Consider the following 18,851-nt stretch of genomic DNA (forward strand, 5'->3'; position numbering starts at 1 on the left):
AGGATATTGGTCCGGACCTCGTGTCCATCCGGGCGTTTCCCGTTCGTAGTGCTGTCATGATCCTCGACTGGACCCGCGACGAACGACTGAGCCTCGCCGACCTCTTCGACAACCTCGCCGACCACGAGTGGCGGGTGCCGTCCCTGTGCGATGGTTGGACCGTGCTGCACGTGGCCGCCCACATGACGACCTCGACCCGAACGACAGGGATGACGATGTTCAAGGGCATGCTCCGCGCCCGAGGCGACTGGAACCGCATGGTGGACAACTCCGCCCGCGACGTGGTGGCCCGCTTCACCAGGGCCGAGCTGATCGCGCGACTGCGGGAGACCGCGGGTTCGGCGCGCCGCGCACCGGGTGCCGCGCCGCTGGACCCGCTGGTCGACGCGCTGGTGCACGGCCAGGACGTGGCCCGCCCGCTCGGCCGCGAACGCCCGATGCCGACCGAGCAGACGATCGCCGCACTGGACCACGTGCGGGCCAGCCGATTCTACGGCGCCCGCAAACGGTTCGCCGGCATCCGCCTGACCGCCACCGACTGCGACTGGTCCGCGGGCGAGGGCCCGCGCGAGCTCCTCGGCCCGGTCGGTGACCTGCTGCTGGTCGCCACCGGCAGGCCGGCGGGCATGGCGGCCCTGTCCGGCTCGGCCGTCGACCAGGTGGCGGCGGCGCTGTGACCGACCGCATCGCCCGCGCGTGGGACGCGGCCGCGCAGGGGTACGACGCGTACTACGTGCCGCGCTTCGCCCCCTGGGTGGCGGACGCGGTGGGCGCGGTCACCGGCTCCGCCCTGCCTGACGGGCCGGTGCTCGTGCCGTGCTGTGGCACCTTCCCGGAGCTGCCCGCGCTGGTCGAGCACCTGCCCGGCCGGGAGATCGTCGGCATCGACCTGTCCGCGGGCATGGTCCGCATCGCCCGCGCGGCCGCCGCCCGCCACCCGGCCGTGTCGGTCCTCGAGGGTGACGCGGCGACGCTCGACGCCCGGTGGGACGGCGCGTGCGCGGCCGTGGTGTCGGTCTTCGGCCTCCAGCAGCTCCCCGGCCCGGCGCACGCGCTGCGGTCCTGGGCGGCGGCGCTGCGGCCGGGCGGGCGGCTGTCGGTCGTCTTCTGGCCGGGCCGCCCCGAGCTGGACGGCCCGTTCGCGCTGATGAGCGAACTACTTGGCCGTCCCCCCGACCGCACCTGGGAGGACGGCCTCACCAGCGGGCTGACCGGCGTCGAGCGGGACGAGGAGGTGGCGCACCCGATCACGCACCCGGACGCGGCGACGTGCTTCGACGCCCACGTCCGGTCCGGCCCGCTGCGGCCGCTCCTCGACGAGAAGGGACCCGCGTTCGTCGAGGGGCTGCGCGCGGAGTTCCTGCGCAGGGCCCCGGCCGGTGAATGGGTCCACCGGCCGGGTGCCAGGCACATCGTCGCGGTCAGGGATTCAGGGTCTCCGTGACGGAGGCGGGACCGGTCAGCGTCGCGTCGTCGTCCGGGGTGTCCCAGTCCATCTCGACCGACTCCGGCTTCACCTCGTGCGCACGGATCCTGCCGTCGCGGATGTCCTCCGCCCAGTGGCAGGCCACGCGGTGCCCCGGCCTGATCTCCCGCAGCGGGGGCCGCTCGGTGTCGCACTTCTCCGCCTGCTTCCACGGGCAGCGGGTGTGGAAGCGGCAGCCCTTCGGCGGGTTGGCAGGCGATGGCAGGTCGCCGACCAGCAGGATCCGCTCGCGGCGGTCCTCCAGCGCCGGGTCCGGCACCGGCACGGCCGACAGCAGCGCCCGCGTGTACGGGTGCAGCGGCTCGGCGTACAGGTCGTCGGACGTCGCCTCCTCGACCAGGCCGCCGAGGTACATCACGCCGACGCGGTCGGAGATGTGCCGGACGACGGCCAGGTCGTGCGCGATCACCAGGTAGGTGAGGCCGAACTCCTCCTGCAGGTCCTCGAGCAGGTTGATCACCTGCGCCTGCACCGACACGTCCAGCGCCGACACGGGCTCGTCCGCGACGATCAGGTCCGGCTCGACGGTCAGCGCGCGAGCGATCCCGATGCGCTGGCGCTGGCCGCCGGAGAACTCGTGCGGGTACTTGCGCAGTGCGGTGCTCGGCAGGCCGACCGAGGAAAGCAGCTCCCGCAAACGTTTGCCGGTCGACTCCTTGCCCTTGTCGAGGTCGTGCGCGCGCATGCCCTCGATCAGCAGCGACTCCACCGACTGGCGCGGGTCCAGCGACGACATCGGGTCCTGGAAGACCATCTGCATGCGCCGCCGCATGGTGCGGAGCTTCTCGCCCTTCATCGACGACAGGTCCACGCCGTCGAACGTGATCGAGCCGGCGGTGGGCTCGATGAGCTTCAGCATCGCGCGGCCGAGCGTGGACTTCCCGCAGCCGGACTCGCCGACCAGGCCGTACGTCTCACCCTGGTTGATCGACAGGTCGACACCGTCCACGGCGTACACGTGGCCGACGGTCCGGTCCAGGATGACCCCGCGCTTGATCGGGAAGTGGACCTTGATGTCGTCGACCTCGACCAGCGGCACCGTCGATGGCTCGGTCACGCCGGCACCTCCTGTGCGACCGGGTTGTGGCAGCGCAGCAACCGCTCGCCGCGCACGGAACCGGCGCCGTCCGGCACCATCTCGGGCGTCACCTCGACGCACGTGTCGGTCGCGTTCGGGCACCTCGGCGCGAACGCGCAACCCGACGTCCACGGGATGTTGTCCTGCACGGAACCGCGGATCGGCGAGAGCCGCTCGCCCTTGGGCGCGTCGAGCCGGGGAATCGACCGCAGCAGGCCGTAGGTGTACGGGTGCCGGGGCACCTGGAACAGGTCGTGCCGCCCGCCGCGCTCCACCACGCGGCCCGCGTACAGCACGTTGACCTCGTCGCACAGGCCCGCGACCACACCGAGGTCGTGCGTGATCATGATCAGCGCGGTGCCGGTGTCCCGCACCAGGTCCGCGAGCAGCGCCAGGATCTGCGCCTGGATGGTCACGTCCAGCGCGGTGGTCGGCTCGTCCGCGATCAGCAGCCGCGGCCGGCACGCCAGCGCGATCGCGATCAGCGCGCGCTGCCGCATGCCGCCCGACAGCTGGTGCGGGTACTCGTCGAGCCGCCGCCTCGGGTCCGGGATGCCGACCTTGTCGAGCAGGTCGGCCGCCTCGACCATGGCCTTGCGGCGGGACATGTCGCGGTGCCGCTCCAGCACCTCGGTGACCTGCACGCCGATCGGGATCACCGGGTTCAGCGACGACAGCGGGTCCTGGAACACCATGGCGAGGTCGCGGCCGCGCCGGTCCCGCATCTGCCGGTCGGACAGCGACAGCAGCTCGGTGTCCTCGAACTTCGCCGAGCCGGTCACCCTGTTGCCGCGCTTGGGCAGCAGACCCATGATCGACATCGCGGTCACGGACTTGCCGCAGCCGGACTCGCCGACCAGGCCGACGGTCTGCCCTGGCTCGACGTCGAAGTCGACCCCGTCGACCGCGTTGAACGGCTCCTCGCCCTTGCGGCCGAAGACGACCCGCAGGTCCCGTACTTCGAGGAGTGCCATCAGCGCCTGCTCTTCGGGTCGAGGGCCTCGCGCAGCGACTCGCCCATGAGCGTGAAGCCGAGCGCCACGACGATGATGCAGCCCGCCGGCCAGAACGCGAGCTGCGGGTGGCTGTCGATGACGTTCTGGGCGCGGCCCAGCATCTGCCCCCACTCCGGGATGCGGTCGTCCGGGTTGCCGAGACCGAGGAACGAAAGGCCGGCCGCCTCGATGATCGCGATCGCGAGGACCAGCGTGGACTGGACGATCACCGGGCCGAGCGAGTTCGGCAGCATGTGCCGGAACACGATCGCCCGCTGCTTGACGCCGAGCGCGCGGGCGGCGAGCACGTGGTCGCTGTTCCGCTGCGCGAGCATCGAGCCACGCAACAGGCGCGCGAAGATCGGGATCTGGACGGTCGCGACCGCCACGATCAACGTGTAGATGTTCGGCTGGGCGAACAACGCGCCGATCGACACCGCGAGCAGCAGGCCCGGGATCGACAGCATGACGTCGACCGCGCGCATCACCAGGCTGTCGACCCAGCCGCCGAGCGCACCGGCCAGCGTGCCGAGGATCAGCCCGCCTGCCAGCCCGATCAGCGTGGCGAGCACACCGACCAGCAGCGTCTGCTGCGACCCGACCAGGAGCCGGGACAGCAGGTCGCGGCCCACCTGGTCGCCGCCGAGCGGGTGCCCCTCCTGCGACTCCGGGATCTCGTTGCGTGCCTTGACGACCTGTTCGCCCAGCATCGGGTCGGCCGGGTCGTGCGGCGCGAGCCACGGCGACAGGATCGCCAGCACGATGAACGACGCGATGATCACCGCGCCGGTGATGAACACCGGGTTGCGGCGCAGCCTGCGCCACGCGGCGGCGGCCACGCTCACGCCGGGATCGTCGCCGATCTTGCCCGCGGCGGCCGCGAGCGCGTCGATCTTGCTCTTCGAGCTCATCATCGGGCACCACCAGCGGTGCGGATGCGCGGGTCGATCAACGCGTACGACAGGTCGACGAGCATGTTGATCAGCACGAACACCCCGGCGGCACAGAGGATCAGCAACAGCAGCACCGGATAGTCACGGCGTTCGAACCCGAGCGCCAGCGCCTGCCCGATGCCGGGGAACGCGAACACCTTCTCGGTCAGCACGGCACCCGCGAGCAACGCACCGGTCTGCAGGCCGATGGTGGTGACCACCGGCAGCATCGCGTTGCGCAGCACGTGGCGGCGGCGGATGACCGGGGTGGTGAGGCCCTTGGACTCCGCGGTGCGGACGAAGTCCTCGTCGAGGACGTCGAGCACCGAGGCGCGGGTGATCCGGAAGACCACCGAGAACGGGATGCTCGACAGCGCGAGCGCGGGCAGGATCAGGTGTTTCAGCGCGTCCCACGCCGCGTCCCACTCCTGCGTCAGCAGCCCGTCGAGCACGAAGAACCCGGTCACGCGGGTCGCGTCGATGCCACCCGCCTGGCGGCCCGCCGTCGGGAACCAGCCGAGGTCCACGGCCAGCACCTGCTTGAGCACGAACGCGAGGAAGAACACCGGCACCGCGACGCCCACCAGCGAGCCGACGATCGACAGGTTGTCGAGCCAGCCGCCTCTGCGGCGCGCGGCGAGGTAACCGAGCGGAATGCCGACCGCGATCGCGATGACGATCGCGAGGAACGACAGCTCCAGCGTCGCCGGGAACCGCTGGAGGAAGATCTCGGACGCCGTGTCACCGGGCTGCACACCCGTGGACACCCCGAAGTCACCCGACGCGGCACGCGTCAGGAACTTCCAGTACTGGACGAAGATCGGCTCGTCCAGCCCCAGCTCCTGAGTGAGCCGGGCCCTGGACGACTCGGTCGCGCGCTCCCCCAGGAGGGCCGAGACCGGCCCTCCTGGGAGCGAGCGCAACCACGCGAACAGCAGCAGCGACAGCACCCCGACGACGATTACGAGCTGCAGCAACCGCCGAACCGTGTAGCGAAGCACCTACGTGAGTCCCGTTGGTCAGCCGAGGCTGACCGTGTCGAACCGCTCGTCCGTGAGCGGGCTGGGCACCAGACCCTTCACGTTCTCCGCGACGACCAGTGCCGGCGGGGAGTGCGAGATCGGGACGGCCGGGAGGTACTCGGCCTTCAGCTTCTTGTTCAGCTCCTCGTACATCTCCGTGCGCTTCTCGGCGTCCGGCTCCGAGTCGGCGGCCTGGATCTCCTGGGCCAGCGTCGCGCCCCACGGCGAGTTGCCGGTGCCGAAGCGGTTGTTCGGGTCGGAGAAGAAGTTGCCTACGAAGTTGTCCGGCGTGTTGTAGTCACCGTTCCAGCCGAGCAGGAACAGGTCGGCCTTGCCCTGGTCCACGTCCTCCAGGTAGCCACCGTTCCACGGCTTGCTGACCACGTTCAGCTTGATGCCGACGGCCTCCAGGTTGCCCCGGATGAAGCCGAACATGTCCTGCGGGTTCGGCATGTACGGGCGGGTGACCTCGGTCGGCCAGTAGAAGTTCACCGCGAGGTTGCTCGCGCCGGCCTCGGCCAGCAGCGACTTCGCCTTCTCCGGGTCGTAGTCGTACTTCTGGACGTCGCCGGTCCAGCCGTCGACCGTGTCCGGGTAGAAGTTCTCGGCGACCGTGGCGCCCTCGGGGAGCTGCTGCTTGACCAGGCCCTCGCGGTCGATCGCGTGGGCGATCGCCTGGCGGACCTTCAGGTCACGCAGCTGTGCCACGTTCTTCTGGCCGATGCCGACGTAGAAGACGTTGAACGCCGGGCGGATCATGACGTTGTAGCCGTCGTCCTTCAGGCCCTGCCAGTCGGCGGGCGACGGGAGGTCGTAGCCGTCGACGTCACCGGACTGCAGCGCCTGCTTGCGGGCGGTCTCGTCCGGGATGGCGCGCAGGATCAGCTTGTCCAGCTTGGCCTTGTCGCCCCAGTAGTCATCGTTGCGGACCAGTTCGACGGTGCCGTTGGCCTCGTCGTACTTGGAGAACTTGAACGGGCCGGTGCCGGTCGGGTGGTCGGTCGCGTACTCGGGGTACACGAAGCTGTCACCCTGCTGCTGGACGTCGTCGGCGTTGTACTGCTCGAGCGCCGTGGGGCTCTGCATGGCGAACGAGGGCAGGCCCAGGATGTCCGGGAACTTGGAGGTGGAGCGGGTCAGCTTCACCACGGCCTTGTTCGCGCTCTCCGCGGTGCACGACTCGAACAGCGACGGGACGGCGCCGTCGTAGAAGCCACCGAAGTTGTCCTGCCAGTAACCGGTCACGGCCGGGCTCTGGCCCGCGCCCTTCTGGTTGTACCAGCGGTCGAAGTTGGCGCAGACGGCCTCGGCGTTGAACTCCGAGCCGTCGTGGAACTTGACACCCTCGCGGAGGTCGAAGTTCCAGGTCAGGCCGTCCTCGCTGTGGTCCCACTTCGTGGCGAGGGCACCCTCGGCGTCGGCGGTGCCCGGCTTGAACTCGATCAGACCCTCGAAGATCTGCTGTGAGGTGCGGAAGGTGGCACCGTCCGTCGCGAAGAAGGGGTCGAACAGCTTCGGCGCACCCTCGGTCGCGAAGGTCATCGTGCCGCCGGTCTGGCCGCCACCTTCGTCCTGGGAATCGCGCTGGGATTCAGCGCACGCGGTCAGCGCGACAGCGGCGGCGAAGCCGATCGCCGCCAGGCGGACCGTGCGGGGGTAGACCATTACGCACCTCAGAGGGTTGTGTCTCACACTTTGGTCGCCGACCTTATCCCCTCGGGGTGCTCGGGGGTGAAGTCCTGGTCTGTAACGACTCGGTATCCGATCCCTCGTCCAGCACGTCCGCACGCGCTCTGGTCCCGTCGACGGCGAACCAGCCGCGCTCGAAGTCCTGCCAGGTCATCAGGTGTTTCCTGGCCTGCTCGCCGTCGCGGGCCACCGCCCGTTCAAGCCGTGTTCGCTCGTCGGGAACCTCACACCACACAAGACATGACAGTTTCCCAGTAATGGACCGCCTGCCCGCCGAGACACCCTCGACCACGAGTACGTCCGGTACCGCCACGTGACGGTGGGCACCGGGGTGCGGCCTGCCGCCGGTCCACTCGGTCGTCCGGTAACGACCCGGCCGACCGTTTTCGAGGGGGTCGAGCACGTCCGCGACGAGCCGGGGCCACCAGGACACGGGGTCGTCCCAGGTGGCGAAGTCGTCGGTGCTCACGACGGTGGCGCCCAGCCGCGCCGCGAGCCGTGCCGCGTAGGACGTCTTGCCCGACCCCGATGGCCCGTCGACCGCGATCAGCGTGGTGCGGCCGAGACGCGGCGGCCCGAGCCTCACACCGAGCGACGGCCGGTCAGCGCCCGGCCCAGCGTCAGCTCGTCCGCGAACTCCAGGTCACCGCCCATCGGCAGGCCGGAGGCGAGCCGGGTGACCGTGAGGCCGGGGAAGTCGCGCAGCATCCGCACCAGGTAGGTGGCGGTCGCCTCGCCCTCGGTGTTCGGGTCGGTGGCCAGGATGACCTCGGTGATCTCCTGTCCGCCGATCCGCTGCAGCAGCTCACGCACCCGCAGCTGGTCGGGACCGATGCCCGACAACGGGTCCAGCGCGCCGCCGAGCACGTGGTAGCGGCCCTTGAACTCGCGGGTCTTCTCGATGGCCAGGACGTCCTTGGGCTCCTCGACCACGCACACCGCGGTCGGGTCCCTGCGCGCGTCACGGCAGATCCGGCAGGTCGGCTCCTCGGAGACGTTGCCGCACACGTCGCAGAAGACCACGCCCTCCTTCACCTTCTGCAGTGCCAGCTGCAGGCGGGCGATGTCGGCCGGGTCGGCGCCGAGCAGGTGGAACGCGATGCGCTGCGCGCTCTTGGGACCGACGCCGGGAAGTCGCCCCAGCTCGTCGATCAGGTCCTGGACCGGTCCTTCGTACATGGGGTCACATGCCGGGCAGGCCGAGCCCGCCCATCCCACCCGCGAGCGGGCCCATCGCCTCGGCGGCCATCTGCTGGGCCTTGCCGCTCGCGTCGCGGACCGCGGCGACCACCAGGTCGGCCAGCGTCTCCACGTCGTCCGGGTCGACGACCTTCGGGTCGATCGTGAGGGACTTCAGCTCACCGGAGCCGGACACGACCGCCGTGACGAGGCCACCGCCCGCCGAGCCCGTCGTCTCCGTGTTGGCCAGCTCCTCCTGCGCGGACATGAGCTGTTCCTGCATCTTCTGCGCCTGCTGCAGGATCTGCTGCATGTCGGGCATGCCACCGGGTTGCACTGTGGGGTCCTCTCGTCGGTTGCTCCCAGGGTAGCCGCGCAGCCCTGTGGCAAGGTGAGCGCGTGCGGAGACCTGTACTCGCGGTGATCGGACTGCTGGCGCTCACCGCGTGCGGCGGCGAACCGCCGGTGTCGACGTCGCCGACGACCACCACCGTGTCGTCGTCGGTCACCACGCCCCCGCCCGCACCCACCACGACCCCGCCCACCACGACGGTCCCGCCCGCGAAGCCCGCGCCCGTGGTGGTCGTCGACCCCGGCCACAACGGCGCGAACGCGGCGCACCCCGCCGAGATCAACCGGCAGGTCCCGGCGGGCCGGGGCCGGTGGAAGGCGTGCAACACGACCGGCACCGCCACCGACGCCGGCTACCCGGAGCACGCGTTCACGTGGGACGTCGCCGTCCGGGTCCGCGACCTGCTCACCGCACAGGGCGTGCGGGTCGTGCTGACCAGACCGGACGACAACGGCGTCGGCCCGTGCGTCGACCGCCGCGCCGCCATCGGCAACGAGTCGGGCGCGGCCGCCGTCGTGTCGATCCACGCGGACGGCGCCACCGACCCGGCCGCACGCGGCTTCCACATCGCCTACTCGGCGCCGCCGCTGAACGAGGCACAGGGCGAACCGGCCACCCGGCTGGCCACGACCATGCGCGACACGTTCGTGGCCAAGGGTTTCACCACGTCCACCTACATCGGGTCGGCCGGCCTGTCCCCCCGCGACGACCTCGGCGGACTCAACCTGTCGCAGCGTCCCGCGGTGCTCGTGGAGTGCGGCAACATGCGCAACGCCGCCGAGGCCGCCACGTTCAGCGGCCAGGACGGCCGGGCGTCGTACGCGGCGGCCATCGCGGCGGGCATCCTCGCCTACCTGGGCTAACGCTTGGTGATGGGGCGGGCGCCCAGCTTGTCGGTGAGGAGCCGCACCATGTCCTCTTCCGGGTTGCGCTCGGGCTCCGGTGGCGGGGCCGCCGCCCCGTCGTCCTCGTAGAAGTCGTCGTCCGGCGGCTCCGGCGGGGGCGGCTCGTCAGCAGGCGGCGGCGGTGCCGGGGCGGCGGGCCGGGGCGGTGCGGGCGCAGGCGCCTGCTGCTGTTGCGGCGCCGCGGCGGGCTGCGCGTTCGGCCGCGTGAACGTCGGCGGCTCGCTGCGCGGCTTCTGCTGCACCGACTGCGTGGCCGTGCTCTGCGCCGCGTGCACGCACTTGACCTGCCACTGCCCGCCGAGCACCGACCCCAGCGCGGCGGCGATCGCGTCCACGTTGCGCGGCTCACCGAGTCTGCGGGCCAGCGGCGCGGCCGTGTGCGCGATGGTGACGACGTCACCCTCCACCGACTGCACGGTCGCGTTCGTCAGCATCGCCTCGGTGCTGCGGCTGTTCCTGCGGACCGCGCCGAGCAGCTCCGACCACAGCCTGCGCACCGCGGCCGCGTCGATCGCACCACTCGCGGCCGGCGTCGGCGGCGTCACCGGGGGCGGCGGGGTCACCGGCGCCCGCTCGGCAGGAGACGGATCCGGCGTGCTCACGGCGGGCACGGCTTCGGCGGCCCGCGTCTCGGGCCACGCAGCGGGCGCGGGCGGTGCCTGCTTCGACGGTGCCTGCGCAGGCGACGCGACCGGCGTTGGCTGCGCAGGAGCGGCCTGCGCAGGAGCGGCCTGCGCAGGAGCGGCCTGCGCAGGAGCGGCCTGCGCAGGAGCGGCCGGAGCCGGGGCGGCGGCGGTCTGCCCGGCCGTCACCCGCCGCTCCATCCGCTCGAGCCGCTGGAGAACGGCCGAGTCGGCGACCGCGTCGGTCGGCACCGCACCAGGCAACAACATCCGCGCACACAGCAACTCGAGCAGCAGCCGGGGCGCCGTGGCCCCACGCATGTCGACCAGCCCCGTGTGGACGATCTCCGCGAACCGCGTCAACGTGGCGGGCCCGAGCCGCTGCGCCTGCTCCTGCATGCGTTCCAGCTCGTCCCCCGGCGCCGCGACCAGCCCACGCGACCCGGCGTCCGGCACCGCACGCAACAACACCAGGTCCCGCAGCCGGTCGAGCAGATCGGACGCGAACCGCCGAGGGTCGTGCCCCGCCTCCACCAGCCGGTCCACCGTCCCGTACACGGCGGCGGCGTCGTCGGCGGCCAGCCCGTCGACCACATCGTCGATCAACGCGACGTCCGTCACCCCGAGCAGCGCGACCGCACGCTCGTAGGCGACCCCCTCCGGCCCCGCCCCGGCAAGCAACTGGTCGAGGATCGACTGCGTGTCCCGCGCCGACCCGCCACCCGCCCGGATCACCAGCGGATACACCGGAGGGGCCACCGTCACCCCCTCGGCGGCGACGTTCCGCTCCAGCAGCTCACGCATCGCGCTCGGCGGAATCAGCCGGAACGGATAGTGGTGCGTCCGCGACCGGATCGTGCCGAGCACCTTGTCCGGCTCCGTCGTCGCGAAGATGAAGACCAGGTGCTCCGGCGGCTCCTCCACGATCTTCAGCAGGGCGTTGAAACCCTGCGTGGTGACCATGTGCGCCTCGTCGATGATGAACACCCGGTAGCGCGACGAAGCCGGTGCGTAGAACGCCCGGTCCCGCAGCTCACGCGCGTCGTCCACCCCACCGTGACTGGCCGCGTCGAGCTCGACCACATCGACGTTGCCCGGCCCCTCCGGCGCCAGCGAGATGCAGGAGTCACACTCCCCGCACGGATCCGGCGTCGGCCCCTGCTCACAGTTGAGCGACCGAGCCAGAATCCGCGCCGACGACGTCTTGCCACACCCACGCGGCCCGGAGAACAGATACGCGTGGTTGACCCGCTTCGCGGCCAACGCCGTCCGAAGCGGCTCGGTGACGTGTTCCTGCCCGACAACCTCGGCGAAGGAAGCCGGCCGGTACTTGCGGTAAAGGGCGAGCGCCACGCCAGGGACCATACCCGCCGACACCGACACCCCGGCCACCCACGGCCCACCCCACCCACGACCGCTACACTGGCCAACGGATCCCACGCGGCGTCCATCTCGTGAACCTCCCCAGGGCCGGAAGGCAGCAAGGATAAGCGGGCTCTGACGGGTGCGTGGGATCCCTCGACCTCGGCCGCCCCTGCTCGGTGCTTGCGCACCTTCGCGGGGGCGGTCTTCGTCGTCTCGTTGGGGGGCCGAGCCCCCCAAACCCCCACGGTGCGGTTTCTTGCCGACCCAGCGTTGTTTCGCTGCGCATCATCCGTGGGTTCTGTGCGTTGGCTTCTGCGCTGTCGGGTGTGGCGCGCCATCAGGTGTCGCCGTCGCGCCGTCGTCCCTCCCCAGCGCTCTGCTTCTCAGGCCTCTTGGCGCGCCCAGCCAAGGCCTCGCTGGCCTCATCAGGCCCTCTCCTCCCAACCTCTTTCCTCCCTCTCCCTTCCTCTTTCTCCCTTCCTGCCTCTCCCCCTGCCTCCCTTCCCTCCTGCCTGCGTGCCTGCGTGCCTGCGTGCCTGACCTACCTCCGCCTGCCTCCTGCCTGCCCGCCTGCCTCCCTCCCTTCCTGCCTCCCTTCCGGCCTCCTGCCCGCCTGCCTGCCTCCCTGCCTGCCTCCCTTCCTCCCTTCCTGCCTCCCTGCCTGCCTCCCTTCCTCCCTTCCTGCCTGCCTGCCTCCCTGCTGCCTGCGCGCCCTGCCCTCCCTGCCTCTCTTCCCTCCTGCCTGCCTGTGTGCCTGTCGCCTCCCTGTCTCCCCCATCTCCCTCCCCGTCTCCCTCCCTGGCCTTCCTCTCTCCCTGCCTGCCCTGCGTGCCTGCCGCCCTGACCTTTCCTGTCTCCCTCCTGGCCTGCCTTCTTCCCTGCCTGCCTCCCTTCCTCCCTTCCCGCCTTCCTTCCCGCTTCCTTCTCTTCTCGCCGTCCTTCTCCTTCTTGCTCAGGTCGGGCGTTGGTGGCTTGTCCCGGGCTGGGGGTCACGCTCTGTGTGTGGGTTTGGTTGGGCTGGTTGGGGTACGGGGAATCTCGTTCGGGTGTTGTGTTGGGTCAGGGGTTGGCGGGCCGGGCTGGTTTTGGTTGCCTGTTGTGGGTGCCGTCAGCGGAAGGGGCGTTATGCAGCCGTTCGAATTGCCGGAGTTCTACATGCCCTATCCGGCGCGGCTCAATCCACACCTCGAGCAGGCCCGGGAACACAGCAAGACCTGGGCCTACGAGATGGACATGATCGACGTGCCCCAGAACGGCACCAAAATCTGGGACGAACACGACTTCGACTCGCACGACTACGCCCTTCTGTGCGCCTACACGCACCCGGACTGTTCCGGTACCGATCTCGACCTCATCACCGACTGGTACGTCTGGGTCTTCTACTTCGACGACCATTTCCTCGAACTGTTCAAACGCACCAGGGACCTGCCAGCCGCCCGGGAGTACCTTGAGCGGTTGGCCCTGTTCATGCCGGTCGACGGGCAGATCGCCGAGGAGCCGGGGAACCCGGTCGAGCGTGGACTCGCCGACCTCTGGGGCCGCACCGTTCCATCGCATTCCCTCGATTTTCGGCGACGGTTCGTCGAAAGCACCAAGAATTTGCTGGACGAGTCGCTGTGGGAACTCGCCAACATCAACGAAGGGCGCGTTTCCAACCCGATCGAGTACATCGAGATGCGGCGCAAGGTCGGCGGTGCGCCCTGGTCGGCCAATCTCATCGAACACGCCGTCGGCGCCGAAGTGCCCGCGTCGATCGCCGGGAGCCGAGCGTTGACCGTCCTCCGCGACACCTTTTCCGACGCCGTCCACCTGCGCAACGACATCTTTTCCTACGAACGTGAAGTGCTCGACGAAGGTGAGCTGTCGAACGGCATTCTCGTGTTCGAGAAGTTCCTCGGCCTGTCCACACAGGAGGCCGCCGACGCCGTCAACGACCTGCTCACCTCCCGGCTGCACCAGTTCGAGCACACCGCGCTGACCGAGGTGCCGCCGCTGCTCGCCACCCACGGCGAGGACCCGATCGGGGTGGCCGCCTACGTGAAGGGCCTGCAGGACTGGCAGTCCGGCGGGCACGAATGGCACCTGCGGTCGTCGCGGTACATGAACTCCACGGCCCGGCCGCTCGACGGGCCCGCCGGGCTCGGCACGTCGGCGGCACGGATCGTGCGGTCACTGGTGGCCACGGCGCCGCAGCGGGCGCGGGCGTTCGGCCACGTGCAGTTCGAGCGGGTCGGGAAGGTCGACCTGCCGGAGATGTACGTGCCGTTCGAGCTGCGCCTGTCGCCGCACCTCGACGCCGCACGCGACCACCTGGTCGGCTGGTGTGAGTCGATGGGGCTCCTCTCGGAGGCGATCTGGGACAAGCAGACGCTGCAGGACGCCGACCTGCCGTTGTGCGCGGCGGGCCTGCACCCGGCGGCGACCCTGGCCGAGCTGAACCTGGCGTCGGCGTGGCTGGCGTGGGGCACCTACGGCGACGACCTCTACCCGAAGGTGTTCGGGCGCACCGCCGACGTCGTGGGCGCGCGGGCCGCCAACGAGCGGTTGAAGGCGTTGATGCCGGTGGAGCTGACGGTGCCGACCGTGCTGCCGGCGTCCGCCATGGAACGCGGGCTCGCCGACCTGTGGACCCGGACCGCCGGACCGATGCCGGACCCCGCACGCCGCCAGTTCCGCGCCGCGGTCGACACGATGATCGACAGCTGGCTGTGGGAGCTGGACAACCAGCGGATGAACCGGATCCCGGACCCGGTCGACTACGTGGAGATGCGGCGCAGGACGTTCGGCTCCGACCTGACCATGAGCCTGGCGCGGTTCACGCACCTCGGCGTGCTGCCGGAATGGGTGTACCGGACGCGGCCGATGCGGTCGCTGGAGAACTCGGCCGCCGACTCGGCCTGCCTGATCAACGACATGTTCTCCTACCGCAAGGAGATCGAGTTCGAGGGCGAGGTCCACAACGCGGTGCTGGTGGTGCGCAACTTCCTGACGTGCTCACAGGACCGCGCGTTCGAGGTGGTGAACGACCTGCTCACCGCGCGGATGAAGCAGTTCGAGCACATCGTGGCCGCGGAGCTGCCCGCCGTGCTCGCCGAACTGACCGCAGAAGCACGCGAGGCGTTGCAGGCGTACGTGCAGGAACTGCGCGACTGGTTGGCCGGCATCCTGAACTGGCACCGGGGCTGCGCACGCTACCGGGACGAGACCCTGCAGGGCGAGACACGCGTCGGCGCGCTGACGGGCCTGGGCACGTCGGCGGCGAGGTATCTAGTGTCCTGAGTGTGGTCGCACTCGACGTGTTCCTGCTGTTCGTGCGGGACTCAAGACTCCTGTTGGCGCTGCGGGAGAACACGGGGTACGCCGACGGGCAGTGGAACGTGCCGAGCGGGAAGGTGGAGCCGGGCGAGGAGCCACTGGCCGCCGCCGTGCGCGAGGCACGGGAGGAGGTCGCCGTCGAGGTGGACGCGGCCCGGCTGGCGACGGTCGTGCACGTCCACCGGCACGCGGAGACACCGAGAGTGGGCTTCTTCTTCGAAGCAGAGTCGTGGCACGGCGAACCGGTGAACGCGGAACCCCACAAGTACGGCGGCCTGCGGTGGGTGGCGCTGGACGCGTTGCCGGACAACACGGTCCCGTACACGACGGCCGGGGTGACCCAGTACCGGAAGGGCATCACGTACGGCCACCTGAAGTGGTAACCCACCACCGAAGCAAACCGCGATGACCTGCAAAAACCAGCGATCCGCCCGGAACGCAACCCCCACCCGAACCCGGGGGCGTCCCGCCATGCCAGTCTACCGGCCGCCACCGACAAAACAAGGCCCACGAGCCCAGCTGTGGACAACCCGCCTCAGCGGCTACCCGGCCTTACGTCGAGCGCGGGCGAGTAGCACGGCCCCCAGGTCCTCGGGCACGCCCGAGCCCGCCTACTCCGGTGTGGTCCAGGTCACGCGACCGGCCGCTTTGGAGCACCGGAACCACCTCCGGTAACCTCTCCGGCGGAGGATTCGCATAGTGGCCTAGTGCGCACGATTGGAAATCGTGTTGGGTGTTAAAGCCCTCGCGGGTTCAAATCCCGCATCCTCCGCCCCAGACGCCGGGCATCATCGATGCCCGGCGTTCGTGCTCTCCCGGCGAAGGTCTGGCTGGCTCCGCACATGCGAGAGCACCGGCCACCGAGGTGGCCGGTGCTCTCGTCAGGTTCAGTCGTCCTCGGGGCGGGCGTGGTCCGCCTGGCCCGGGGTCGGGTCGCGGTCGAGGTTGATCAGCGGGTGCCGCTCCGCCCCCTCCGGCGCCGCGTGCCTTCCCCGCCTCTGTTCGGTCTCCTGCTGGTCAGGCATGACGTCCTCCTCATAGCTCCCACGTCAGCCCAGGCAGTATTGCTCATTCGATCAGGTTCAAACGCACCACCTGGGGGGTCTTGGTCACTCGTCTGGTGGGCGAACCCAGCGGTCACGGGCACGACGTCGTGATCCAGTCGGCGATGCGGTCCTCGACCAGCACGCCGTCCAGCGCCTGTGGATCACACGCGGTGCGGACGCACACCCCACCGCCTCCATGCGAGCCGGAGGAAGCCGTCCGGTATCGTTCCCGTCGGTAGCGTGTCCGAGCGGCCGAAGGAGCGCGCCTCGAAAGCGCGTGAGGGTTCACGCCCTCCGTGGGTTCAAATCCCACCGCTACCGCTCTGAACAGGCCGAACGCCGGATGAGTCAGCTGACTCATCCGGCGTTCGGCGTTCAGCCTCAGTTCGGTTCGCTTGGGGCTTGCCACGCTGTCCCGGTGCGTCGATTGCCCGCGCTGGTTCAGGTGACGGCAATGGCGAGGACCAACAGGACGCAGGCGACGAGCGCAACGGACACCACCCGTGCGACCGTCCAGACTGCCTCCCGGTGGGGTGGCGAAGCCAAGCCGGCCTGCCCGAGGCGGGTCCGATACATGCAGGTCAACGTTGATCGTGACCGAGCGGCCTCGACTGAGGACCCGCACCGAGCCACGGTGCTTACCGACCGTCCGGAGGGCACTGGCGATCACCCTGACGGAATCTCCGACGATCGCACAGTTGAGCCAGGAGACATGGCAAGTCGCGGTTGCTGCGTGAGTACCGAGCCCGAGTTCGGTTAGCGGGATCAGCTTTGGAGTTGATCTTTCGCCCGCCGTGAGGTGGAACTCAAGGTGTCGCGCTACTGCTGCCGGTTGCTCGGCACGTCGAGCCGGCTCGGTAGCTTGCATGCGCTGACTCGCCGGCCGCGGAGTGGGTCGCCTGAGAGTGAGTCGCCTATCGCCGATCAGCCGGTCGCGGCGCGTCTGCCAGTCCGCTCCGCGCGGCCTAGGCTTCCTGCGAGAGTCGAGCCGCTGTTCAGCTTCCGCAATGGTTCGAAACGCTGCCAGCAGCCGCTTACGCGGGACAGGCTGGTCTTGATGCGCGATCTGGTTGCGGACGCGGCGAGCCATGTCCAGCTGGCGAAACGGTATCCCGGTCCGAGATGCCAAGGTGCCAAGCGTGTCGGTACCTGTCTGGACGTTGGTCACGAGACGATGCCAGCCGTCGAGGACCGCAACGCGGAGCTCCACATCAGAGCGATTCGCACCCTCGTCAGTCGTCATGTCCCGCCCGTCACAGTGTGGCGACTGGTTGCCGGTGTCGCATTATCGCCAACGACCGTCGTGCGGTTAGCGGGATGCACACAGGACCACGATGATGTGACCCACGTCGCTTCGCCGGATGGTCGGGCTGGCGTGGTGGTTACGACCTGGGATGCCCAGTAGTGGCACGCGTCCTCATCGACGATGACCCCCAGCCGGCATCCGCAAAGAATCCATTTGTGATCCAGGCGGACTGCCGAAGATGTCGCCAGGGAAACTACCCATTGGTAACCAAAGAATCACGCCTGATCGAGCACAACAAACCCCCGATTAGGGGACCCTCAATTCGGTGACGGCGCTGCCCGTTGCTACGTTCTGCCCCACACGCGCCACCCATATGGGTTATTTGATCTTCGTATCGCGAGAGATCTGAGATGACTGGGGATGTGATCATACGGATGCATGATGCGCTCGAAGAGACACTCGAAACATACGACGTGTGTCTGTCCTTCGCCGACGAGCAGCGTTCGTACGTGGAAGAAGTGGCCACATTGCTGACAAGCGCCGGCCTGCGGGTGTTCTATGACAGCTTCGAAACCGCTGACCTCTGGGGCCGCGACCTCTACGAACATCTCGACGAGATCTACAGTAGACGGTCACGGTTCTGCGTACTGTTCATCTCCGCGGACTATTCACGCAAGGTATGGACCAATCACGAACGTGCCGCCGCTCAGGAACGCGCTCTGAACAGCAGGAGTGTCTACGTACTCCCCGTCCGCTTCGACGAGACGCGCATTCCTGGCATCCGTTCGTCGATCGGCTACCTCGACGCGAAACAGACATCTCCCGCCGAACTCGTGACACGCGTTCTTGCCAAGCTCGGGCATGAGAATCACGTCACCGGCGTGGCCGCGTGTGTGCTTGCCGTGGCCGCCAAAAGCCCTTCGATCGACTGTGAAGCACGCCTGCACGCGGCGATCGAAGCACACGACTCCGACGTGGTCGCCGACCTCAGGCGTTATCCGGACGGTACCGCGGTCGCTGTGATCCCGGTCGCCGCGATCAGCCTGTTCGACGTGTTCGCCTCGGTTGTGCCGGCACTGGAGAAGGCGATCGCACTCCCCGGCGCTCGCGCGCGGATCGTGTTGCACCGCGCCGAGATCGCCCACGGTCAGGGCCTGAACTCGGTGGACGTGACCGCCACCGTGTCCGCCGCTGGTGCCCTGGCCCGGTCGCGCCCGGTTGCCCGGCAGGCCACCGGCTGCGTGCTCGCCATTTCCCACCGGGCGCATGCCGAGCTCGTCCGTTCCGCCGCCGTCACGGCTTCGGACTTCAGGAAAGCCGACACCACAGCCAACGCGACGCCGTGGGACATCTACATCCGCACCGGGAGCGAGGCCGACGTGGACGAGGAGCCCCGGGACCCGATCGCACGTGTCAGCAACACGGTTCAGAACCTCACCGCCGAGAACGTCGTCTTCGGCGTTCAGGTCACCAAGCGCTGATGGCGGAGACGAAGGACAGCCCGGAGCAGCCCGCGGAGCAGCCGGACGGGTCCGAGGAACAGACGGCGACCAAGTTCGACGCGGACACGCTCAACTACGTCCACAACGACATGCCCGAGTCGATGAGCATCACGCAC

The 18,851-nt window shown here is 69.5% G+C and carries 16 protein-coding genes, 2 tRNA genes and 1 other RNA gene; 9 read left to right on the plus strand and 10 right to left on the minus strand.

Annotated elements, in window-relative coordinates; all coding sequences use genetic code 11:
• The first annotated feature begins 56 nt into the window (after positions 1 to 56).
• Positions 57 to 677: a maleylpyruvate isomerase family mycothiol-dependent enzyme gene (locus tag ACFPCV_RS13500; RefSeq protein ID WP_378056459.1), complete on the plus strand. Its 621-nt coding sequence runs from the start codon at positions 57 to 59 to the stop codon at positions 675 to 677.
• Entirely contained in the window at positions 674 to 1,444 is a 771-nt protein-coding gene (locus ACFPCV_RS13505) for a class I SAM-dependent methyltransferase (RefSeq protein ID WP_378056460.1), read from the plus strand. The genes ACFPCV_RS13500 and ACFPCV_RS13505 overlap by 4 nt, the downstream gene beginning before the upstream one ends.
• Here the strand turns inward: ACFPCV_RS13505 and ACFPCV_RS13510 are convergent.
• The 8 genes from ACFPCV_RS13510 to ACFPCV_RS13545 are packed head-to-tail and all read right to left on the minus strand — an operon-like array spanning position 1,422 to position 8,694.
• Positions 1,422 to 2,543, minus strand: a complete 1,122-nt coding sequence (locus ACFPCV_RS13510) for an ABC transporter ATP-binding protein (protein WP_378056461.1) — start codon at positions 2,541 to 2,543, stop codon at positions 1,422 to 1,424. The two genes, ACFPCV_RS13505 and ACFPCV_RS13510, sit on opposite strands and share 23 nt — an antisense overlap.
• Positions 2,540 to 3,538 carry an ABC transporter ATP-binding protein gene (locus tag ACFPCV_RS13515; RefSeq protein ID WP_378056462.1) on the minus strand — a complete coding sequence of 333 codons (999 nt, stop codon included), beginning with the start codon at positions 3,536 to 3,538 and terminating at the stop codon, positions 2,540 to 2,542. The genes ACFPCV_RS13510 and ACFPCV_RS13515 overlap by 4 nt, the downstream gene beginning before the upstream one ends.
• The gene (locus tag ACFPCV_RS13520; protein ID WP_378056463.1) at positions 3,538 to 4,473 is read right to left on the minus strand and encodes an ABC transporter permease; all 936 of its coding nucleotides are present in this window, start codon (positions 4,471 to 4,473) and stop codon (positions 3,538 to 3,540) included. Before ACFPCV_RS13520 ends, ACFPCV_RS13515 begins: the two co-directional genes overlap by 1 nt.
• Positions 4,470 to 5,492: an ABC transporter permease gene (locus ACFPCV_RS13525; protein ID WP_378056464.1), complete on the minus strand. Its 1,023-nt coding sequence runs from the start codon at positions 5,490 to 5,492 to the stop codon at positions 4,470 to 4,472. The genes ACFPCV_RS13520 and ACFPCV_RS13525 overlap by 4 nt, the downstream gene beginning before the upstream one ends.
• Positions 5,493 to 5,510: 18 nt before the next feature.
• Positions 5,511 to 7,178, minus strand: coding sequence for an ABC transporter substrate-binding protein (locus tag ACFPCV_RS13530; RefSeq protein ID WP_378056465.1), 1,668 nt, complete (start codon positions 7,176 to 7,178; stop codon positions 5,511 to 5,513).
• A 43-nt stretch (positions 7,179 to 7,221) separates the two neighbouring features.
• Entirely contained in the window at positions 7,222 to 7,788 is a 567-nt protein-coding gene (locus ACFPCV_RS13535) for a uridine kinase family protein (protein WP_378056466.1), read from the minus strand.
• A complete protein-coding gene (gene recR / locus ACFPCV_RS13540; RefSeq protein WP_378056467.1) occupies positions 7,785 to 8,381 on the minus strand; it encodes a recombination mediator RecR in 597 nt (198 codons plus the stop codon). Before recR ends, ACFPCV_RS13535 begins: the two co-directional genes overlap by 4 nt.
• A gap of 4 nt (positions 8,382 to 8,385) precedes the next feature.
• On the minus strand, positions 8,386 to 8,694 hold the full coding sequence (locus ACFPCV_RS13545; RefSeq protein WP_378056933.1) for a YbaB/EbfC family nucleoid-associated protein: 309 nt from the start codon (positions 8,692 to 8,694) through the stop codon (positions 8,386 to 8,388).
• An 86-nt stretch (positions 8,695 to 8,780) separates the two neighbouring features.
• Here ACFPCV_RS13545 and ACFPCV_RS13550 point away from each other — a divergent pair, with 86 nt between their 5' ends.
• Positions 8,781 to 9,596, plus strand: a complete 816-nt coding sequence (locus ACFPCV_RS13550; RefSeq protein WP_378056468.1) for an N-acetylmuramoyl-L-alanine amidase — start codon at positions 8,781 to 8,783, stop codon at positions 9,594 to 9,596.
• On the opposite strand, the gene ACFPCV_RS13555 is transcribed toward ACFPCV_RS13550, so the two are convergent.
• Entirely contained in the window at positions 9,593 to 11,614 is a 2,022-nt protein-coding gene (locus ACFPCV_RS13555) for a DNA polymerase III subunit gamma and tau (RefSeq protein WP_378056469.1), read from the minus strand. The two genes, ACFPCV_RS13550 and ACFPCV_RS13555, sit on opposite strands and share 4 nt — an antisense overlap.
• 75 nt (positions 11,615 to 11,689) lie before the next feature.
• Here ACFPCV_RS13555 and ffs point away from each other — a divergent pair.
• From ffs to ACFPCV_RS13575, 4 genes are all read left to right on the plus strand, one after another.
• Positions 11,690 to 11,784, plus strand: an RNA gene (ffs, locus tag ACFPCV_RS13560) — signal recognition particle sRNA small type.
• Between the two features lie 967 nt (positions 11,785 to 12,751).
• Positions 12,752 to 14,905, plus strand: coding sequence for a terpene synthase family protein (locus ACFPCV_RS13565; RefSeq protein WP_378056470.1), 2,154 nt, complete (start codon positions 12,752 to 12,754; stop codon positions 14,903 to 14,905).
• Positions 14,906 to 14,907: 2 nt separating this feature from the next.
• A complete protein-coding gene (locus tag ACFPCV_RS13570) occupies positions 14,908 to 15,324 on the plus strand; it encodes an NUDIX hydrolase (protein WP_378056471.1) in 417 nt (138 codons plus the stop codon).
• Between the two features lie 302 nt (positions 15,325 to 15,626).
• Positions 15,627 to 15,713: transfer RNA gene (locus ACFPCV_RS13575), tRNA-Ser, on the plus strand.
• Between the two features lie 115 nt (positions 15,714 to 15,828).
• Here ACFPCV_RS13575 and ACFPCV_RS13580 read toward each other — a convergent pair.
• The gene (locus ACFPCV_RS13580; RefSeq protein WP_378056472.1) at positions 15,829 to 15,966 is read right to left on the minus strand and encodes a hypothetical protein; all 138 of its coding nucleotides are present in this window, start codon (positions 15,964 to 15,966) and stop codon (positions 15,829 to 15,831) included.
• 255 nt (positions 15,967 to 16,221) lie between these two features.
• Here ACFPCV_RS13580 and ACFPCV_RS13585 point away from each other — a divergent pair.
• Positions 16,222 to 16,308, plus strand: a tRNA-Ser gene (locus tag ACFPCV_RS13585).
• A gap of 1,359 nt (positions 16,309 to 17,667) precedes the next feature.
• Positions 17,668 to 18,714, plus strand: coding sequence for a toll/interleukin-1 receptor domain-containing protein (locus ACFPCV_RS13590; RefSeq protein WP_378056473.1), 1,047 nt, complete (start codon positions 17,668 to 17,670; stop codon positions 18,712 to 18,714).
• Positions 18,715 to 18,851 lie beyond the last annotated feature (137 nt).

This window comes from Actinophytocola glycyrrhizae (genome assembly GCF_042653545.1).
Lineage (GTDB): Bacteria > Actinomycetota > Actinomycetes > Mycobacteriales > Pseudonocardiaceae > Actinophytocola > Actinophytocola glycyrrhizae.